This is a genomic window from Naumannella huperziae (assembly GCF_054073625.1).
The window spans coordinates 1921425-1936642 of sequence record NZ_JBSXPH010000001.1; the positions used below are offsets into that span (position 1 = coordinate 1921425).

General features: G+C 73.0%; 14 protein-coding genes. 2 read left to right on the forward strand and 12 right to left on the reverse strand.

Features of this window, described 5'->3' with window-relative positions; all coding sequences use genetic code 11:
• The first annotated feature begins 60 nt into the window (after positions 1–60).
• Entirely contained in the window at positions 61–819 is a 759-nt protein-coding gene (locus ACXDC7_RS09235) for a glucose 1-dehydrogenase (protein WP_179443826.1), read from the forward strand.
• 3 nt (positions 820–822) lie between these two features.
• On the opposite strand, the gene ACXDC7_RS09240 is transcribed toward ACXDC7_RS09235, so the two are convergent.
• Entirely contained in the window at positions 823–1047 is a 225-nt protein-coding gene (locus tag ACXDC7_RS09240; RefSeq protein WP_459221935.1) for a DUF3107 domain-containing protein, read from the reverse strand.
• 123 nt (positions 1048–1170) lie between these two features.
• Between ACXDC7_RS09240 and ACXDC7_RS09245 the strand changes: the two genes are divergently transcribed.
• Positions 1171–1443, forward strand: coding sequence for a DUF2630 family protein (locus ACXDC7_RS09245; protein WP_459221936.1), 273 nt, complete (start codon positions 1171–1173; stop codon positions 1441–1443).
• 4 nt (positions 1444–1447) lie between these two features.
• Here ACXDC7_RS09245 and ACXDC7_RS09250 read toward each other — a convergent pair whose 3' ends face one another.
• The 11 genes from ACXDC7_RS09250 to ACXDC7_RS09300 all read right to left on the reverse strand — a co-directional run bounded on the left by ACXDC7_RS09250 (position 1448) and on the right by ACXDC7_RS09300 (position 15217).
• Entirely contained in the window at positions 1448–2446 is a 999-nt protein-coding gene (locus tag ACXDC7_RS09250; RefSeq protein ID WP_459221937.1) for an FHA domain-containing protein, read from the reverse strand.
• Between the two features lie 4 nt (positions 2447–2450).
• Positions 2451–3728 carry a VWA domain-containing protein gene (locus ACXDC7_RS09255; RefSeq protein ID WP_179443822.1) on the reverse strand — a complete coding sequence of 426 codons (1278 nt, stop codon included), beginning with the start codon at positions 3726–3728 and terminating at the stop codon, positions 2451–2453.
• Between the two features lie 18 nt (positions 3729–3746).
• Positions 3747–5039 (reverse strand): protein phosphatase 2C domain-containing protein, encoded by a 1293-nt coding sequence (locus tag ACXDC7_RS09260; protein ID WP_459221938.1) that lies wholly within the window; start codon positions 5037–5039, stop codon positions 3747–3749.
• Positions 5036–7447 (reverse strand): tetratricopeptide repeat protein, encoded by a 2412-nt coding sequence (locus ACXDC7_RS09265; RefSeq protein ID WP_459221939.1) that lies wholly within the window; start codon positions 7445–7447, stop codon positions 5036–5038. Before ACXDC7_RS09265 ends, ACXDC7_RS09260 begins: the two co-directional genes overlap by 4 nt.
• The gene (locus ACXDC7_RS09270) at positions 7444–8667 is read right to left on the reverse strand and encodes a hypothetical protein (RefSeq protein WP_459221940.1); all 1224 of its coding nucleotides are present in this window, start codon (positions 8665–8667) and stop codon (positions 7444–7446) included. The genes ACXDC7_RS09265 and ACXDC7_RS09270 overlap by 4 nt, the downstream gene beginning before the upstream one ends.
• A complete protein-coding gene (locus ACXDC7_RS09275) occupies positions 8664–9665 on the reverse strand; it encodes a transporter substrate-binding domain-containing protein (protein WP_179443818.1) in 1002 nt (333 codons plus the stop codon). Before ACXDC7_RS09275 ends, ACXDC7_RS09270 begins: the two co-directional genes overlap by 4 nt.
• Complete coding sequence (locus ACXDC7_RS09280) at positions 9662–11065, reverse strand: hypothetical protein (RefSeq protein WP_459221941.1); 1404 nt, start codon at positions 11063–11065, stop codon at positions 9662–9664. Before ACXDC7_RS09280 ends, ACXDC7_RS09275 begins: the two co-directional genes overlap by 4 nt.
• On the reverse strand, positions 11062–12669 hold the full coding sequence (locus ACXDC7_RS09285; protein WP_459221942.1) for an AAA family ATPase: 1608 nt from the start codon (positions 12667–12669) through the stop codon (positions 11062–11064). The genes ACXDC7_RS09280 and ACXDC7_RS09285 overlap by 4 nt, the downstream gene beginning before the upstream one ends.
• Complete coding sequence (locus ACXDC7_RS09290) at positions 12666–13214, reverse strand: hypothetical protein (RefSeq protein ID WP_459221943.1); 549 nt, start codon at positions 13212–13214, stop codon at positions 12666–12668. The genes ACXDC7_RS09285 and ACXDC7_RS09290 overlap by 4 nt, the downstream gene beginning before the upstream one ends.
• A 4-nt stretch (positions 13215–13218) precedes the next feature.
• Entirely contained in the window at positions 13219–14478 is a 1260-nt protein-coding gene (locus ACXDC7_RS09295) for a toxic anion resistance protein (RefSeq protein WP_179443815.1), read from the reverse strand.
• Positions 14479–14575: 97 nt separating this feature from the next.
• Positions 14576–15217 carry a TetR/AcrR family transcriptional regulator gene (locus ACXDC7_RS09300; RefSeq protein WP_179443814.1) on the reverse strand — a complete coding sequence of 214 codons (642 nt, stop codon included), beginning with the start codon at positions 15215–15217 and terminating at the stop codon, positions 14576–14578.
• Position 15218: the final 1 nt, after the last annotated feature.

Below are 15218 nucleotides of genomic sequence, written 5' to 3' on the forward strand. Positions count from 1 at the left end.
GGCGGCGGCGTCCGGGGCCGCTAGGGTGAGCGGCGTTCGGATCTCGACGAGGAGAGTGCAGTGGAACGTTTTGCCGACAAGGTCGCACTGGTTACCGGCGGCAGCCGCGGTATCGGCCTGGGCATCGCCCGCCGGCTCGCCGACGAGGGCGCGCGAGTGGTGATCACGGGTCGGGACACCGATTCGCTGGCCCGGGCCGCTGCCGGATTCGGCGAGGGACGGGTGCTGACCGTCGCCGGGAAGAGCCAGGACCCCGAGCATCGCGCGGCCGCGCTGGACGAGATCGCCGACACGTTCGGGCGGCTGGATGTGTTGATCAACAACGCGGGAACCAATCCGGTCTTCGGCCCGACGGCCGAGATCGAGCTGGCTGCCGCGAGCAAGATCATCGAGATCAACCTGCTCGGTACGCTGGCCTGGGTCCAGGGCGCGGTGGCGCATCCGCGACTGGGCTTCGGCGAGCACGGGTCGGTGGTCAACATCTCCTCGGTCGCGTCGACCAATCCCACGCCCGGCATCGGGATGTACGGCGTCTCCAAGGCCGGCATCGATCACCTGACCAAGACATTGGCCGCCGAACTCGGGCCGGGCGTCCGGGTCAATGCCGTCGCCCCGGGCCTGGTGAAGACCGATTTCGCCGTGGCGCTCTATGAGGGCAAGGAGCCCGAGCTGGCGGCCCAGTATCCGTTGCGGAGGCTCGGGGAGCCGGCCGACATCGCCGGCGCCGCCGCCTTCCTGGCCTCCGACGATGCCGCGTGGATCACCGGGCAGGTGATCAATGTCGACGGCGGGATCCTCGCCGTCGGCGGGCGCGCCTGAGGATCAGACCGCGCCGAACCCGACGCGCCGCGCGCCTTCCTTGCCGAGGTCGAGATAGGCGACCGAGGCGGCCCGCACGACCACCTTGTTGCCCTTGGTGTCGGGGATCTCCAGCAGCCCGTCCGCGGCGAGCGCCTGCTGCCAGGCATCGCGTACCTCATCGGCACCCTGTTCGGTGTCGACGGTCAGCTCGCGCGACACCTGCCGCATCCCGATCTTGACTTCCACTCCGGCCTCCTGATCACCCGTGGCGAGGTGCCACCCCTCCAGACTTCCACACGCCGAACCGGCCCGCCGGGGGTGTTCGCGGACGGCGCAACGGGTACGCGCCCGGGGTGCACAATGGGCGCCATGAGCGCCAACGACGAGGTCAACGCCAACCAGCTCGACGACGCGGGACTGCTCGCGCGGATCAACGAGCTCGCCGAGGAGCAGAAACGACTGCGCGAACGGGCGTCCGACGGCACCGGCGATCCAGAACCCGGACGCATCGGCCAGCTCGAGGTCGAGCTCGACCGATTGTGGGACCTGCGACGGCAGCGCGAGGCCAAGGAGGAGTTCGGGCAGAACCCGGACTCGGCGCGCGAGCGGCCGGCGAGCGAGGTCGAGGGCTACCTGGGCTGACGGCCTAACCCACGGTCAGCTCGCCGGGCGCGGCCGGACGCAGCGAGATGCGCGTCCACGCCCCCAGGAACAGCCGATCGTCCGGGCCCAACTCGCGGCGTTCGCCGCTGGGCAGCGGGTCGGCCGGCAGCGGCAGGCCCGTTGCGGCGACGAAGGTGCCGTTCGCGGAGTCGAGGTCCTCGACCCACCACCGGGTGCCGTCGGTGGTCAGTTGCGCGTGCCGGCGCGAGATGCCCGAATCGGGATCGCAGTCGATGTCGGGGTGGATGTTGCGCGAACGCGAGACGCGACCGATCAGCAGCGATCGATTCCGCAGGGGCACGATCCGGGGCAGGCCGGGTGAGGGCATCGGATCCGGGCTCTCCTGCATCGCATACCACTCGGGGTCGATCCACAGCTCCGCCACCCAGTCCGCGTCCGTGCTCGGTGAGATGTTCGCCGGCCGGTCCGGCGTGGCCTGGGACGCCGGACCCGGCTCGGGGGTGGGCGTGGCGCGGACAGGGCTGCTCCCGGCGGGTGCCGCGCTCTGCGGCGTGGGCTGCTCGGGTGCGGGCTGCTCGGGTGCCGGCGGCTGCGGTGCGGGCGGCTGCGGTGCGGGCGGCTGCGGTGCGGGCGTTGCAGCGGGCGCGGGTGGTGCAGCGGGCGCGGGCGGTCCGGATGGTGCGTCGGGCACCGGCCCGGCGCCACGGCGGCCCACCGGCGGCGCGTCGAGGTCGAGCAGGCCGCCGCGGGGCAGCGTACCCGTGGTGAAGTCGTAGCCGCAGGCCTCGCAGAACAGCGCCCCGGCCGCATTGCCCGCGCCGCAGTGCGGGCAGTCGCGGGCGGCGGGCCGGTCCGGCGCGGGCCCGCCCGGTGCGGCGTCCGGAGCCGCCGCGGCGTCCGGTGCGGGCGATTGTCCGGCGACCGGCGCGGGGGCCGCGTCGCCGGCGCCGTTCAGCGGCGTCCCGCAGACATCGCAGTAGTCCGTGGCGGTGCTGGCATGGCCGGCTGGGCAGGTGGGCATGGACTCAACCTCGCGTCCGGGTCGTCTTGGTGGAGGCGGTGTCGAGCGCCATCTCGTCGGCCTTGTCGACGCTCTTCTTCAGCCGGACGGTGCCGGTTTCGGCATCGTCGACGTCGACCACCTTGCGCAGCCGCGACGTCGCCTCCTCGTTGCCGGTCTCGGCCGCGAGCTGCACGGCCCGTCCGAGCCGGGTGGTCGCCTCATCGGTACGCCCGGCGGCCTTCGCCGCGAGGCCCGCCTGGATCGCCTCGGCCAGCTCGGTCTGGCCCGTGTAGTGCGCGACCGCGGGGTCGATCCGCGTGGTCAGCGCGTCGTCATCGGACCAGCGCGCCTTCACCAGCCCCTGCGTCACCGGCTGCTGGCCGACCACGAGCTGCACGCGCGCGGCGAGCTGCTCCTGGCCGATCTCGCGCGCCGCCAACCGCACGGCCACGTGATAGTCGCGCGACTCATCGCCCCAGGCTCCGGTCGGGAAGTCGACCGTGAGCGGGTTGACCGGGGTACCGCGATGCGTCAGGTCCTCGACCTGGGGCAGCACCTGGCGGCAGAACAGCACCTGCGCGCCCTGGGGCGCCCAGACCCGCAGCGTCGCCTCGGCCACCCCGCGCCCCATCGACTGCTGGATCAGCTCGGCGAACACCCGCGGCATCATCGAGGGCTCGGGGATGATGTCGACCGTGCCCAGCAGCGCCTGGGAGATCCGGCGGATCTCGGCCACCACCCAGTCGGTGCCGACACCGCGACAGTCGGCCTGGAACGCGCCGATGCTCGCGCGGATGGCCGCGTCGAGTTGTACCGGGGTTTCGTTGTGGTTCTCACCGTCGGTGAGCAGCAGCGCATGTCGCTGGGACAGATCCGGCACGGACTCGAACAGCGCGCGGGTCAGGTTCAGCCAGGAGCCGATGGCCGTCCCGCCCTCGGCGCGGAACGTGCGGATCGAGTTCACGGCCTCGAACCTGGTCTGGGGGTTCATCTGCACCATGCCGACCGGGCCCGGATTGCGCGGGTACGCCAGATAGGCCCGGTGATTGCCCGCCACCACGGCGAACCAGGTGCCGTCGATGATCTGCTCCACCGCAGCCACCGCGGCCTGCTTGGCCAGCTCCATGTTCTGGATGCCCATCGAACCCGAGGTGTCCACCACCACGATCTCGCCCGCCCGTCCGCCGCCCGAGCCCGCCTGTCCGGCGTCGGAGCAGGTCACGTTGACGATCGCGTGCACGTCGGTCCCGCCGGCCGGCAAGAACTCGTTCTGGTAGACGGCGGAGGTGAACTGGGCCACGGTGTGCGCTCCTGGGGTTCAGTCCTGCGGGGTTGCGTCCTGCGGGGTTGCGTCCTGCGGGTGTCGAGTCAGCCTACGGCCGGCGGGGGCATCCGGGGCGTACCTGGTCGGACGGGTGGCCTGATCGGACTCCGGATCGAGCGGCGACGCCTCGACCGCCGGCGGCGCGAGGGTGGGGCCCGACCACTGCTGCGGCCCGAACCGGGCCAGCGCCGCCGTGATGTTGTCCCGGCCGCCGCGCTCGCGCGCCCACTCCACCAGCAACTCCGACAGCCGGAGCGGGGCGTGGTTGCGGGCGGGATCGGCGAGGATCAGCTCGGCGACCACCGCCTCCAGGTCGTCCGCCGCCGAGGCGTAGTTCCACAGGCCGTCGCTGCAGACCAGCAACCAGCCCGGACCCGGCACCCGGAACTGGCCCGTCTGCGGCGCCAGATCGGGCGCGTCGGCCCCGAGCCACTTGGTGATCGCGTGCGCGCCGGGGGAGTTCTCGGCCTCCTCGCGGTCGACGCCCATCGCGATCCGGGCCTGGGCCACGGAATCGTCGGTGCTCAACTGCGTCGGCTCGCCCTCGTCGGGCAGCCAGTAGCTGCGGGAATCGCCGAGGTTGCCCCAGGTGACCAGGCCGTCGGTGATCATCGCCGCCGAGAACGTGCAGGACGCGGCGCTGTCGGCGCCGGCGGGGTCCTCGGCCGTGCCGAGCACCGCCGCATTCGCCGTCGCCACCGCGTCCACGATCAGTTGCACCAGGGCGGCATCTCGCGACTCGGCCGTGCCGAGCCCGGCCCGATGGGTGCTCGCCATCAGATCCCGGGCGGCCCGCGCGGCGGCCAGCGACGCGCGGTCGGAGTCGGGCGCGGTCGACACGCCGTCACAGACCACCAGCACGCCGCGCGAACCAGGGCGGTCGTCCGCGGCGAGCGCCAGCGCGTCCTCGTTGCGGTGATGGCGCACGCCGAGATCGGAGGTGCCGGCGAGCCAGTCGGCGGGAGCCTCGCCGAACCGGTCCCGCGCCCGCGGAGCCTTGGCGCCGCAGACCTCGCACCAGCCCTCGACATCGACCGCGCCACCGCAGTCGGCGCAGGTCCGGGCATGCTCACCGCCCGCGAAGCCGAGATCGACGCTGTGGGCGCGGACCGAACGGCTCAGGTTGATCGGGGCGTCGGCGAGACCCCGCTCCGGGGCACGCTCGGTCGGATCGAGCTCGTGGCCGCAGCTCTCGCAGAACGACTCGTGGGGGGAGACCTCGGCACCGCAGCCCGGGCAGGTGGGGGGCGCCGCGCCGACGCCGGCATCGGCCGCAGGCTTCGTCACGTGAGACTCCAGTTCCTGATTGCGTTCGCCCGGTCGACCCACGCGACCCGCTTCTCGGGCTCGTGGGACGCGAGCTGACGGTAGGTGGCCTCCAGGCCGTCGCGCAGCTCGGGCTCGGTGGCAGCGTAGCGCCCGATCCGGACACCCCCGGCGGGTGCCGCCGGCTGCCGGGAACCGCCGCCCCGCACGAAGCCCAGCGCCGCCTCCAGCACCTCGGCGGTGAACCGTTCCCGATCGACGGGTTCCATCGGCGCGTCGGTGATCGAGTCCAGGGCCCGGGCCAGGTCGGCCGGGCCCGAGCTGAGCGCGAGCTGATGCCGCGCGCGCAGTTGCGCGGCCTCGCCGTGGGCCCGGCTGGTGACCGGCACGAGGCCGAGCGCGTCGATCGCGCCGGGCAGATCGCCCGCCCCCTCGCGCAGCCGCGCGATGCCGAAGGCGGCCGGCACGACATAGGCGGCGTCGGTGCCGGCACAGACCCGGTACAGCGCTTCGGCGATCGCCGGCTCACCGCCCAGCTCGCAGGCCAGGCCGAGCGCCAGCTTCGGCGCCAGCTCGCCCGGCACCTGGCCGTAGACGGCGTTGAACGCCTTCTGCGCGTCGCCGAAGCGGCGCTCGGCCAGGGCCGCCAGGCCCTGCATCCAGACGGCCCGCCACTCCCACGGATCCTCGGCGAGCATCTGCGCGCAGGCGCGCTCCAACAGCTCCCGGTCGCCCAGGGCCAGGGCGCAGCGGGCCCGGTCGAGCGCCACCTCCGGGCTGGTCGCCGGCGCCGCGTCGAGCGCACGCAGCCGTTCGGCGGGATCGGTGACGTCGATATTCGACAGCCAGGCGAACTGCGGATCCGTCGGGTCCTCGCGCAGCGGCGGCAGCTCGTCGGGTCCGAGGTCGTTGCCCGACACCTGCGGCGTCTCGAACAGTACCGACGGCGCGCTGGTCGGCGCGAGACTCGACGAACCGCGACCGACCTCCTCGCGGAGCAGACCGAGCAGTTGGGTACGCAGCTCGTCGGCGGAGGCGAACCGGTCGGCCGGGTCCGCGGCGCAGGCCTTCTGCAGCAACCGGTGCAGCGAGTCGCGTTCGCCGAGCAGCGGGATCTCGGCCGCGCCCGGCAGCGACTCCTGCCAGGTGGTCTGGTAGCCGCGGAACTCCGCGGCCAGCACCAGCAGCGTCCGTCCGATCGTGTAGACATCGGAGGCGATGCTCGGCCCGACGCGGGCGACCTCGGGGGCCTGGTAGCCGATGGTGCCGTAGATGGCGGATTCGGTGTCGTCGATCCGGCGTACCCCGCCGAGGTCGATCAGCTTCAGCCCGTCGCCGACCTGGACGACGTTGTCGGGCTTGAAGTCGCAGTAGACGAGGCCGAGATCGTGCAGGTACTGCAGCGCGGGCAACACCTCCAGCACATAGGCGATCGCCTGGTCCAGCGGCAGCGGGTCGTACGCGCCGTCGTTGGCCCGCATCCGGTCCTTCAGCAACTGCTTCAGCGACCGACCGCCGACGTATTCCATCACGATGTAGCCCGCGTCGTCGTGGGTGACGAAGTTGTAGATCTCCACGATGGAGGGGTGTTCGACCTGGGCCAGGAACTGCTGCTCGGCGAGCGCTGCGGCCAGCGCGTCGGCGTCGCCGGAGTTGAGCAGGCCCTTCAGGACCACCCAGCGGTCGGAGACATTCTTGTCCCGGGCCAGGTAGATCCAGCCCATGCCGCCGTGGGCCAGACAGCCCGCCACCTCGTACTGGTGTGCGATCAAATCACCCGGTGCCAGTTTGGGGTCGAAGGAGAACGGATTGCGGCAGTTCGGGCAGAACCCCGAGGTGCGGCCGGGCCGCCCGTCGCGGGAGCGGCCGACCGGGGACTGACAGCTAGGGCAGTGTCGCTTGTTCTCCGGGACGACCGGGTTGGCCATCACCGCCTCCGCCGGATCCGTCGTCGGTGCCGGCGGTACCCGGACCAGTCCCGCGCCGATCCGACCCGTCGAGCGCAGCCGCTGCGAGCCGCCGGTCCGGCGGGTGGCGACGCTGTCGCCCGCCAGCCGCGCGGAGCCCAGGGCCGTCGAGTCCAGCCGGGACGAGCCGCGGGTACGCGTGGACAGCCCCGACGGGCCCGAGTCCGGCGCGTCGGCGGCCGACGACGACCCCGGGCCCGCGGCCGGCGTACCGCAGACGTCGCAGTACCCGTCGGCGATGGCGCCCGAACAGCCGGGCTGGCGGCATCGGCCGGTGGCCGAGGAGGGGCCTCGGCCGGTGACCGAGGAGGGGCGAACGGGGGCCGGCGGGCGCGCGGGCTGGGTCGCGGGCATCGCCGAGGTGTCCGGGCCGGCGTCGGCGGGGGTGGCCGCGGGCAGCCCGCAGATCATGCAGTACCCGTCGGCGATCTCGCCGGCGCAGCCGGGCTGGGTGCACTTCATTGCGCTGTCTCCTTCTGCGGTGACTGCTTCTGCGGTGACTGCTTCGTCGGCGGCTCCGGTCGGCGCGTCAGCCCGGACCGCCAGGCCAGCGCCGTGTCGTAGGCGTCGGTCAACTGGCGCGCCAGCACCATCGGGGTCGGATCGGCGGCCAGCGCCTCCTCGGTCAGAGCGGCGATCCCGGTCAGTACCCGGTCGCCCGCGAGCCCCACCACGGCGGCGCGCTGTTGCGAAACGTCGAGCCGGCCGCCGAGGGAGGTGTGCTCGGCGAGGGCGGCGCTGTAGGCGTGCTGCACGACCTGGAGTGCGCGACTCACCTGGTCCAGCCGCGCCAGGTAGGCGGTCAGCTCGGCCCGGCCCGCCGGCGGGTCGCCGAGTGCGGTGACGTCGGGCACCGCGTACTTCGGCGCCGGGGCGACCCGACGCACGGTCTGGTCGACGAGCTGGCGCAGGGCGGCCGCCCGGGCGACCAGATCGGCGCGCAGTTCCCGGGCCTGCTCGCTCAGCGCGCCCGCGGCCCGTCGTTCGGCGCCGCCGACGATCAGGTCGCGCTCCAGCCGGGCCGCGTCGATCTCGGCCGGGCCGAGCATCCCACCGATGTCGCCGCCGCGCTCCGCACGCGCCTGGAGTTCGGCGACCCGGTCGGCCAGCCGGGTCAGTGCCGCCTGCGCCGCCGGGCGCCCGGCCTCAGGCTCCAGCGCCACCTGGTCGCGGATTCGGTCGAGCTGCGCGCGGAGCTGGCGCAGCCGGGTGAGCAGTCCGCTGGCATCGGGGCCATGACCGAGCCGCGCCCGTAGCTGACCGGCCAGGGCATCGGAGAGGCGGCAGGCCTCGGGCAGCGAGACCGCGAATCCCGCGGGACGGGCCTCGTCGTCGCCGACCAGCAGGGACGGATCCAGGGTCGCGTCCAGCCGGCCCCAGATCAGCGACGACAGCCGCTCACGGCGTACCGCGTCCACCCGCCCGGAGTCCCAGGTGGCGATCAGCAGGTCGAGCCGGTCCCGCACCGCCTGCCACAGGGCGAGCGACAACATCACGTCACGGGTCAACGCGCGGCGCTGCGGTTCGGGCTGGGCGAGGACGGCCTCGTCCAGGGCGGTCAGCTCGGCCCGGCGGTCGTCGGACCAGGTGAGCAGGGCCGCCAGATAGCGCTGCATCGCGGCCGGCTCGACCGGTACGCCGAGCCGGCCGGGTGGTATCGGCGCCGCGGTGAGCGTCGTCACGGGTTCCTGCCGTAGGCGGGCTTGGGCGGCGCGCCCTTGCCCAGGTAGGGCAGGAGCCAGCGGTCGTAGCTGCGTTGCCATTCGCCGTCGGCCGCGCGGCGCTCCAGCACGCCGTTCACGAACCGGACCAGGTCGACGTTCTCCGCATTCACCCCGACGCCGTACGGCTCGGGCGTGATCGGCGGCATCTGCATCACCTTGGCATAGGGGTCTTGGCTGGCGAGCCCGGCGAGCACGGCGTCGTCGCCGATGATCGCGTCGGCCTGGCCGGTCTGGAACAGCCGCAGGCACTGGGTGTGGTTGGCGGCCTCGACCGGGATGGCGCCGGGCGCGTCCCGGGCGAGCAGGGCCGCCTGGGTGGTCCCGCTCGGCATGCACACGCGGCGGCCGTCGAGGCTGCCCAGGTTGATGATCGCGTCGCCGCGGGGACCGAGGACCTTGGTGCCGGCGCGGTAGTACTCGGCGCTGAACGCGATCTCCTTCCACCGGTCACAGTTGATCGTGAAATTGCGCACCACCAGGTCGACCTCCCCGTCGGCGAGCAGTGGGATGCGCTGGCTGGCGGTGATCACCCGCAGCTCGATCCGGTTCGCGTCGCCGAAGATGGCGGCCGCGATCGATCTGGCCACATCGGTGTCGAAGCCCTCGATCCGTCCGCTGGTGCGGTTGCGCGCGCCGAGCAGCCGGCTGTCGGAGGAGACGCCGACGATCAACCGACCGCGCTTGGCGATCTCGGCCATCGTCGAGCCAGCCGGCATCTTGCCCGGTGCCGGCAGCGCACCCTCGGGGGCGTAGCTCTGCAGCGCGTTGTCGCAGCTCGGGCCGCCGCCCGCCGCCGGCGGGGTCGGGGCCGGCTCCGGTGTCGGCTGCGGCACCGGCGTCTCGGCGTAGCTGGCGGCGCAGCCGGACAGCAGCACCGCCAGCAGCGCCGCGATCAGCGCGAGGGACGGGCGCAGGGGGAGGGGCCGGCGTACCCGCGCGGTGCTCGTACTGGTCACTGGTACTCCTTGATCCGCAGGTTGATGCCGACCGCGGCGCCGACGATGCCGACGGCCGCCAGCAGTCCGGTCGCGATCGCCGCGACGGTGAGCCAGGTCGCGGTGTTCGCCAGTTGCCCCGAGACCACGGCCGCATCGGCGGCGATGGCGTCGGCCGCGGCTTTGTCGAACTCGGCGAACCGGCTGTTCGATCCGCCGGGTTCGTCGGTGGTCGCGATCTGCACCGCGCCGGCCCAGTTCCCGTCCGTGTCCAGCGTGACGATCTCGCCGTGCACGTCGCGGTAGGCCTGCCACAGGCCCGCCAGGCCGGGGGCCCCCGCAAGGGCATCGGCCACGGCCGTGTCGGCCTCGACCCAGCTCTCCTCGTGGCCGTCGCGCCCGGACTGCTCGATCAGCCGCAGCGCCTCATACGATTTCGCGTCCGCCGCGTCGCCGCGGGCGGCGGCCAGGGCCGACAGTGGGGTGATCCGGTCGCGGTCCAGCGCGGCGGCCGTGGCCATCGACGAGCCCACCGAGATCAGCAGGATCAGCGCGGCGAGCGCGGCGGCGCCCGCGGCCACGGCGTACGGAATGTTGACGTAGCGGCGGAACCGGCGCGCCATCTGCACCCAGAACCAGGCCATCGCGGCCGGTACCGCCAGCGCGAGGAAGGCCGCCACCAGGCCGAGGCCACCGAGCGCCGCCGTCTCGGCGCGGATCCGCTCGGTGTTCGCCGCCAGCAGCGAATCGACGATCGGCATCGCGCGCTCGCGAAGCGTGGCCGAACCGTCGGACAGGTACGCCGTGCCGACCTGGAATCCCTGCCGGTTGTTGGTCCGGCCCGCCTCGATCGCCTCGGTGTAGCGCAGCACCTGCTCGTTCAGCGCGGCGAGGGCGGCGGCATCGGCCGGCTGTGCCCGGCTGGCCCGGACGATCTCGGCGCTCGTCGCGTTGATCGCGTCGTCGAAGCGCTGCAACTGCGCCGGGCTCGCCGATTCGCTGCCGAGGAAGGAGTTGGTCGCCGCCACGTCCGCGGCCAGCAGGCTGGACTGGATGGTCTGGATGCGAAGCAATTGGTCGACATTCGCGCTGAGCGCCGTGACCGAGGAACGGTTGGAGGCCAGCACCCCGGTCGCCAGGATGCCGAGCAGCAGGCAGCCGACGCTGATCAGCACCTGCGCCCGGCGCAGCCAGCGCGGCGTCGACAGCGCCGGTCGGGCATAGGCAGGTCGGGCCGGCGCCGCGGCCGCGCGGCGGGCGGAAGGGCCGGCCGGCGCGGGGGAGGGTTGCGGCCGGCCGGGTGCCGGTGGCTGGGGTGCCGGTGCCGGTGGTTGGGGTGCCGGTGCGTGCGTCCCCGGGGCGGACGCGAACGGGAAGCCGGGAGCCTGCCCCCGACTCGTGCCTGCTCGTGGCTGACTCATGCCTCATCCTGCCTGCGGTCGGGGTCGGGTTCGGTCAGGTCCTCGGGGCGCAGCTCGCGGAGCTGTTCGAGACTCGGCTGCTCGACATCGCGCAGTCGCCACGCGTGCGCGCCGATCGCGGCCTCGAGGCAGTTACGGGCGTACCGCGCATTGCCGAAGGCCGGGCCCCGCTCCTGGGCGGCCGCGAGCTCGGCGAAGGCGGCGATGGTCTGCGGCGCGAGGTCGTAATCGGCCGCCTCCGCGAGCAGCGCGAAGATCTCGACCAGTTCCTCGTCGCTGTAGTCGGCGAACTCGACCGTCGTCCGGAAGCGGCTCGCCAGACCCGGGTTCTGCGCGACGAACAGCGCCATCGGGCCGGGATAGCCGGCGACGATCACCACCAGGTCGTCGCGGCGGTCCTCCATCTCCTTGACCAGCGTGTCGACGGCCTCGGTGGAGTACTGGTCCCCGGTCAGCGAGTACGCCTCGTCGATGAACAGGACGCCGCCGGCCGCCGACGCGACCACGTCCGCCGTCTTGGTCGCGGTCTGCCCGAGGTAGCCCGCCACGAGATCGGAACGGTCCACCTCGACCAGATGTCCCTTCGACAGCAGGCCCAGCGCCCGGTAGATGCCCGCGACCAGGCGCGCCACCGTGGTCTTGCCCGTGCCGGGGTTGCCCACGAAGACCAGGTGCCGGGTGATCGCCGGCCGGTCCAGCCCGGCGTCGCGGCGCAACCCCTCGACGCGCAGCAGCGCTGCCTGGCGGTGGATCTCGGCCTTGACGTCGGCCAGTCCGATCAGCTCGTCCAGCTCGGCCAGTAGTTCGGGGAGGGTACGCGGGTCCTCGGCGGGCTCGGCCTCGGTCGCGGCCTGTGCTGCGGTATCGGCTGCGGGCTCCGGCCGCGGGTCACCGGTCGCGGTGCCCGGTTCGACCGCGGTGCCCGGTTCGGACGTGGTATCCGGGTCTGCTGTGGGCCTCGGCCCTGCGGCCGGTGACCCGCGGCCGGTGAGGTCGAAGGCGCCGGGGCCGATCGGGGCGGTCGCGTCGAGGTCCAGCCACGAGCCGGGGGCCGCGGGGGAGGGCCGTTGGCCGCCGAGCCGGGCCAGCACCTGCTCGACCAGCGCCGGCGCCCGGGCGACGAAGTCGTGATCCGCGGTCGGCCCGGCCGCGCGCGGGGAGCCCTCGGGCCGCGCGGCGTGCAGGCGCCGCGCCGCGGCCACCGCGGAGAGCTGCGCGCTCGCGGCGGCCGCCGCGTTCCCGGTGGCGCGGGCATCGGGGGTGCCGAGGGTTGCCGCCGCCGTGGCCACGCCGGCCAGCGCGCGGGCGTAGGCGTCCGCACCGGGCGAGCCGCTCGCGATCAAGGTGTCCAGCAGGCTGGTCGGCGCGCCGCGCCACGCCCGCCCGTGCCGCGCCGCGTCGGCGAATGCGGCGGCGCCCTCCGGCTCGCCGGTCTGGGCGGCCCACTCGGCGAAGGCCCCCGGCGACCGCTCCGCGACGGCAGCGGCCAGCCGAACGCCCTCCGCCCGGGCCGCCGCCGGATCCTGGCCGGCGCCGCGCGCGACCGCGGACAACTCCCGCAGCGCGACCGCGAGCGCCCCGGCGGGTGCATCGGCTTCGGTCACGGGCCCTCCAGGTCGAGCGGATTTCCGGTACGCGGTGGTGCCGGCGGCTGCGGCGGCCGGGTCACCGGTGCGCCCCCGAACCGTTCGGTCAGGAACCGCCCGTGCGCGACCAGCGCGGCCGCGTCGGTGCGAGCCACCGCGTCCAGCACCTTCGCCATGGTGGACCCGAGCAGGTCCAGTTGGTCGACCAGCAGCATCAGCGAGGTCTTGCCCGCATCGACCGGCCGGGTGTTCGCCCAGTCCCGCGGCAGCCGCAGGTACGCCCCGAGCGCCTCGGGCAGATAGTCGGTCGCCGTCGCCATCACGGCATAGGAATCGCTCGTGTTCAGGCCGGTGCTGCGCAACCGGGGCAGGGTGTCGCGGACCAACCCTGCCACCCGGCCCACCCGGACCAGCACCAGCGACGGCAGCCCCGCCGACCGGGCCAGTTCCTCGGTGCGCTCCAGTGCATTGAGGATGTCGGCATCGCTCGGCACCGTCGGTGCATCGATCCCCTCCGGTTCCAGCCGGTCGTTGACCCGGCCGACCCAGTCGAGAAATCCCATCGCCTCAGCGGGCCCCGGGACCGCCGGACTCGATGTCCATCGCCCCTGAGGCGAGCCGCTGGTCGTGCTGGTTCACCCGCGCCAGGTAGTCCTTGGACTTCTCGACCTCGTGACTCAGCACGCTGATCGTCTGGCCCATCGAGTCGAGCGCCTGCAGCTTGAACGCGTCGATCGAGTCCATCGTGTCGTAGACGTTCTGGAACGCCGCCTGGAGCTGGGGCAACCCGATCGTCGCCGACGCCGCCTGGGACTGGATCCGTGCCGAGTTCTCCTTCAGCATCGCCGAGGTGCGTTCGATCAGCCCCGAGGTGGTCTCGTTCAGCGCGGTGATCTGGTTCAGCACCAGTTCCTGGTTGGTCATCGCCTGGGCAACGATGATCGCCGTGCGCAGGGCCGACACGGTGGTGGTCGAGGCCCGGTCCACGCCCTTGATCAACTCGAGGTTGTTCTTGATGATCACGTCGATCGCCAGGTAGCTCTGGATCGAGACCGCGAGCTGGGTGAGCAGGTCCTGGTGCTTCTGGCGTACGTAGAACAACACATCCTGCGACAACGCCTTCGCCTTCTCCGGATCGCTCAGCTCCAGCGCCGAGATCTGCTCGGCCAGGCGGCGGTCGAGCTGCTCGGCGATGTAGATGTACTGGTTCAGCCGGCCCATGTTCTGCCAGAGGTTCTGCTTCTCCAGGTTCAGCGCCACGTTGTCGCGGGTCAACTCGTCCTTGCCGTTCTGCAGGGCGTGCAGGATCCCGTTGAGGTGCTTCTCCGCGCTCTGGTACTTGCGGAAGTAGTCCACGAGTTGATCACCGAAGGGCAGGAAGCCGAGCAGCTTGCGGGGCCCGGTGGCCTGGCTCGGGTCGAGGTCTTCCACCGTGCGGCGCAGGTCCAGCAGGGTCTTGCCGACCTTGGACTCCTTGGCGATGCCGCCCGCATTCATCTCCTTGACCGGCATCTGGAGCAGCCGGTTGGACGTCTCGGCAGCCCGCCGGATGTCGGCATCGCCCATCGATCGCACGGCCGCCGCCTGGGCGTCCATCTCCGGTGAGCGGGCTGCCGCCGTGCCCAGGGCAGCGACGAACGCGTCGACCTTCGCGTCGAGGGCCGGGACCTGCTCTGCCGACACCGGCGGTGCCATCGTGGGCGCCTCGGTCTCGGCGACCTGAGGCACCGGCGCCGGCGCCTCCAACGTGAGCGCGGGGGCCGGCGGTTCGAGGGGGGCCGGCACCGCCTCGGCCGAGGGCTGCTGCGGGGGCGGTGGCTGGGTCATGCGGTCCCTCCTGCGTCGATGCTGCGAGCCGGCGCGCTCGCCGGGTGGGTCGCCGCACAATCTAGTGCGCCGGGGAGTCAGCGAGGGGACAACCGCGTCAGGCGTTCGCCGTGACCCGGGGAAAGGCCCGGATGCCCCGCCAGGCGAGCTGGCTGACCAGCTCGACCGCCCGGGCCTGACCGATCCCGGAGCTCTCGTTGGTCCAGTACCGGGCGCTGACCTGAGCCAGCCCGACCAGCGAGACGCCGAGCAGCCGCGCCTCGTCGGCCGGCAGCCGGGTGTCGAGGGCGATCACCTGACCGATCGCCTCGGCCAGATCGGTGTGGATCCGCCAGACCAGATCGCGTACCCGCGGGTCGGGGTTGAGGTCGGTCTCAAAGATCAGCCGGAAGGTCTGGTGTTCGGTGACATAGGCATAGAAGGCGCCGATCGCCGACGACACCCGGTCGGCATTGTCGTCGGTCGCTGCCATCGCGCCGCTGACCAGCTCGACCACCTGGTCGGCCGAGGCGTCGAGCAGCGCGAGATAGAGATCCAGCTTGGACGGGAAGTGCTGGTAGAGAACAGGCTTGGAGACCCCGGCCGCCTCGGCGATGTCGTCCATCACGGTGGCGTGGTAGCCGTTGGCGGCGAAGACGGCGCCGGCCGAGTCCAGCAACTGGCGGCGGCGTTGCTCGCGCGGCAGCCGGGTGCTGCGCGCCGCGCGGCCCGGTTCGGCTCGGTGTGTGGTGGACTCCATC

Coding starts and splice junctions, on each gene's coding strand:
- ACXDC7_RS09245 (WP_459221936.1), top strand. CDS start 1,171: ATGAGCGCCAACGACGAGGTCAACGCCAACCAGCTCGACGACGCGGGA.
- ACXDC7_RS09250 (WP_459221937.1), bottom strand. CDS start 2,446: ATGCCCACCTGCCCAGCCGGCCATGCCAGCACCGCCACGGACTACTGC.
- ACXDC7_RS09265 (WP_459221939.1), bottom strand. CDS start 7,447: ATGAAGTGCACCCAGCCCGGCTGCGCCGGCGAGATCGCCGACGGGTAC.
- ACXDC7_RS09280 (WP_459221941.1), bottom strand. CDS start 11,065: ATGAGTCAGCCACGAGCAGGCACGAGTCGGGGGCAGGCTCCCGGCTTC.
- ACXDC7_RS09290 (WP_459221943.1), bottom strand. CDS start 13,214: ATGGGATTTCTCGACTGGGTCGGCCGGGTCAACGACCGGCTGGAACCG.
- ACXDC7_RS09295 (WP_179443815.1), bottom strand. CDS start 14,478: ATGACCCAGCCACCGCCCCCGCAGCAGCCCTCGGCCGAGGCGGTGCCG.
- ACXDC7_RS09300 (WP_179443814.1), bottom strand. CDS start 15,217: ATGGAGTCCACCACACACCGAGCCGAACCGGGCCGCGCGGCGCGCAGC.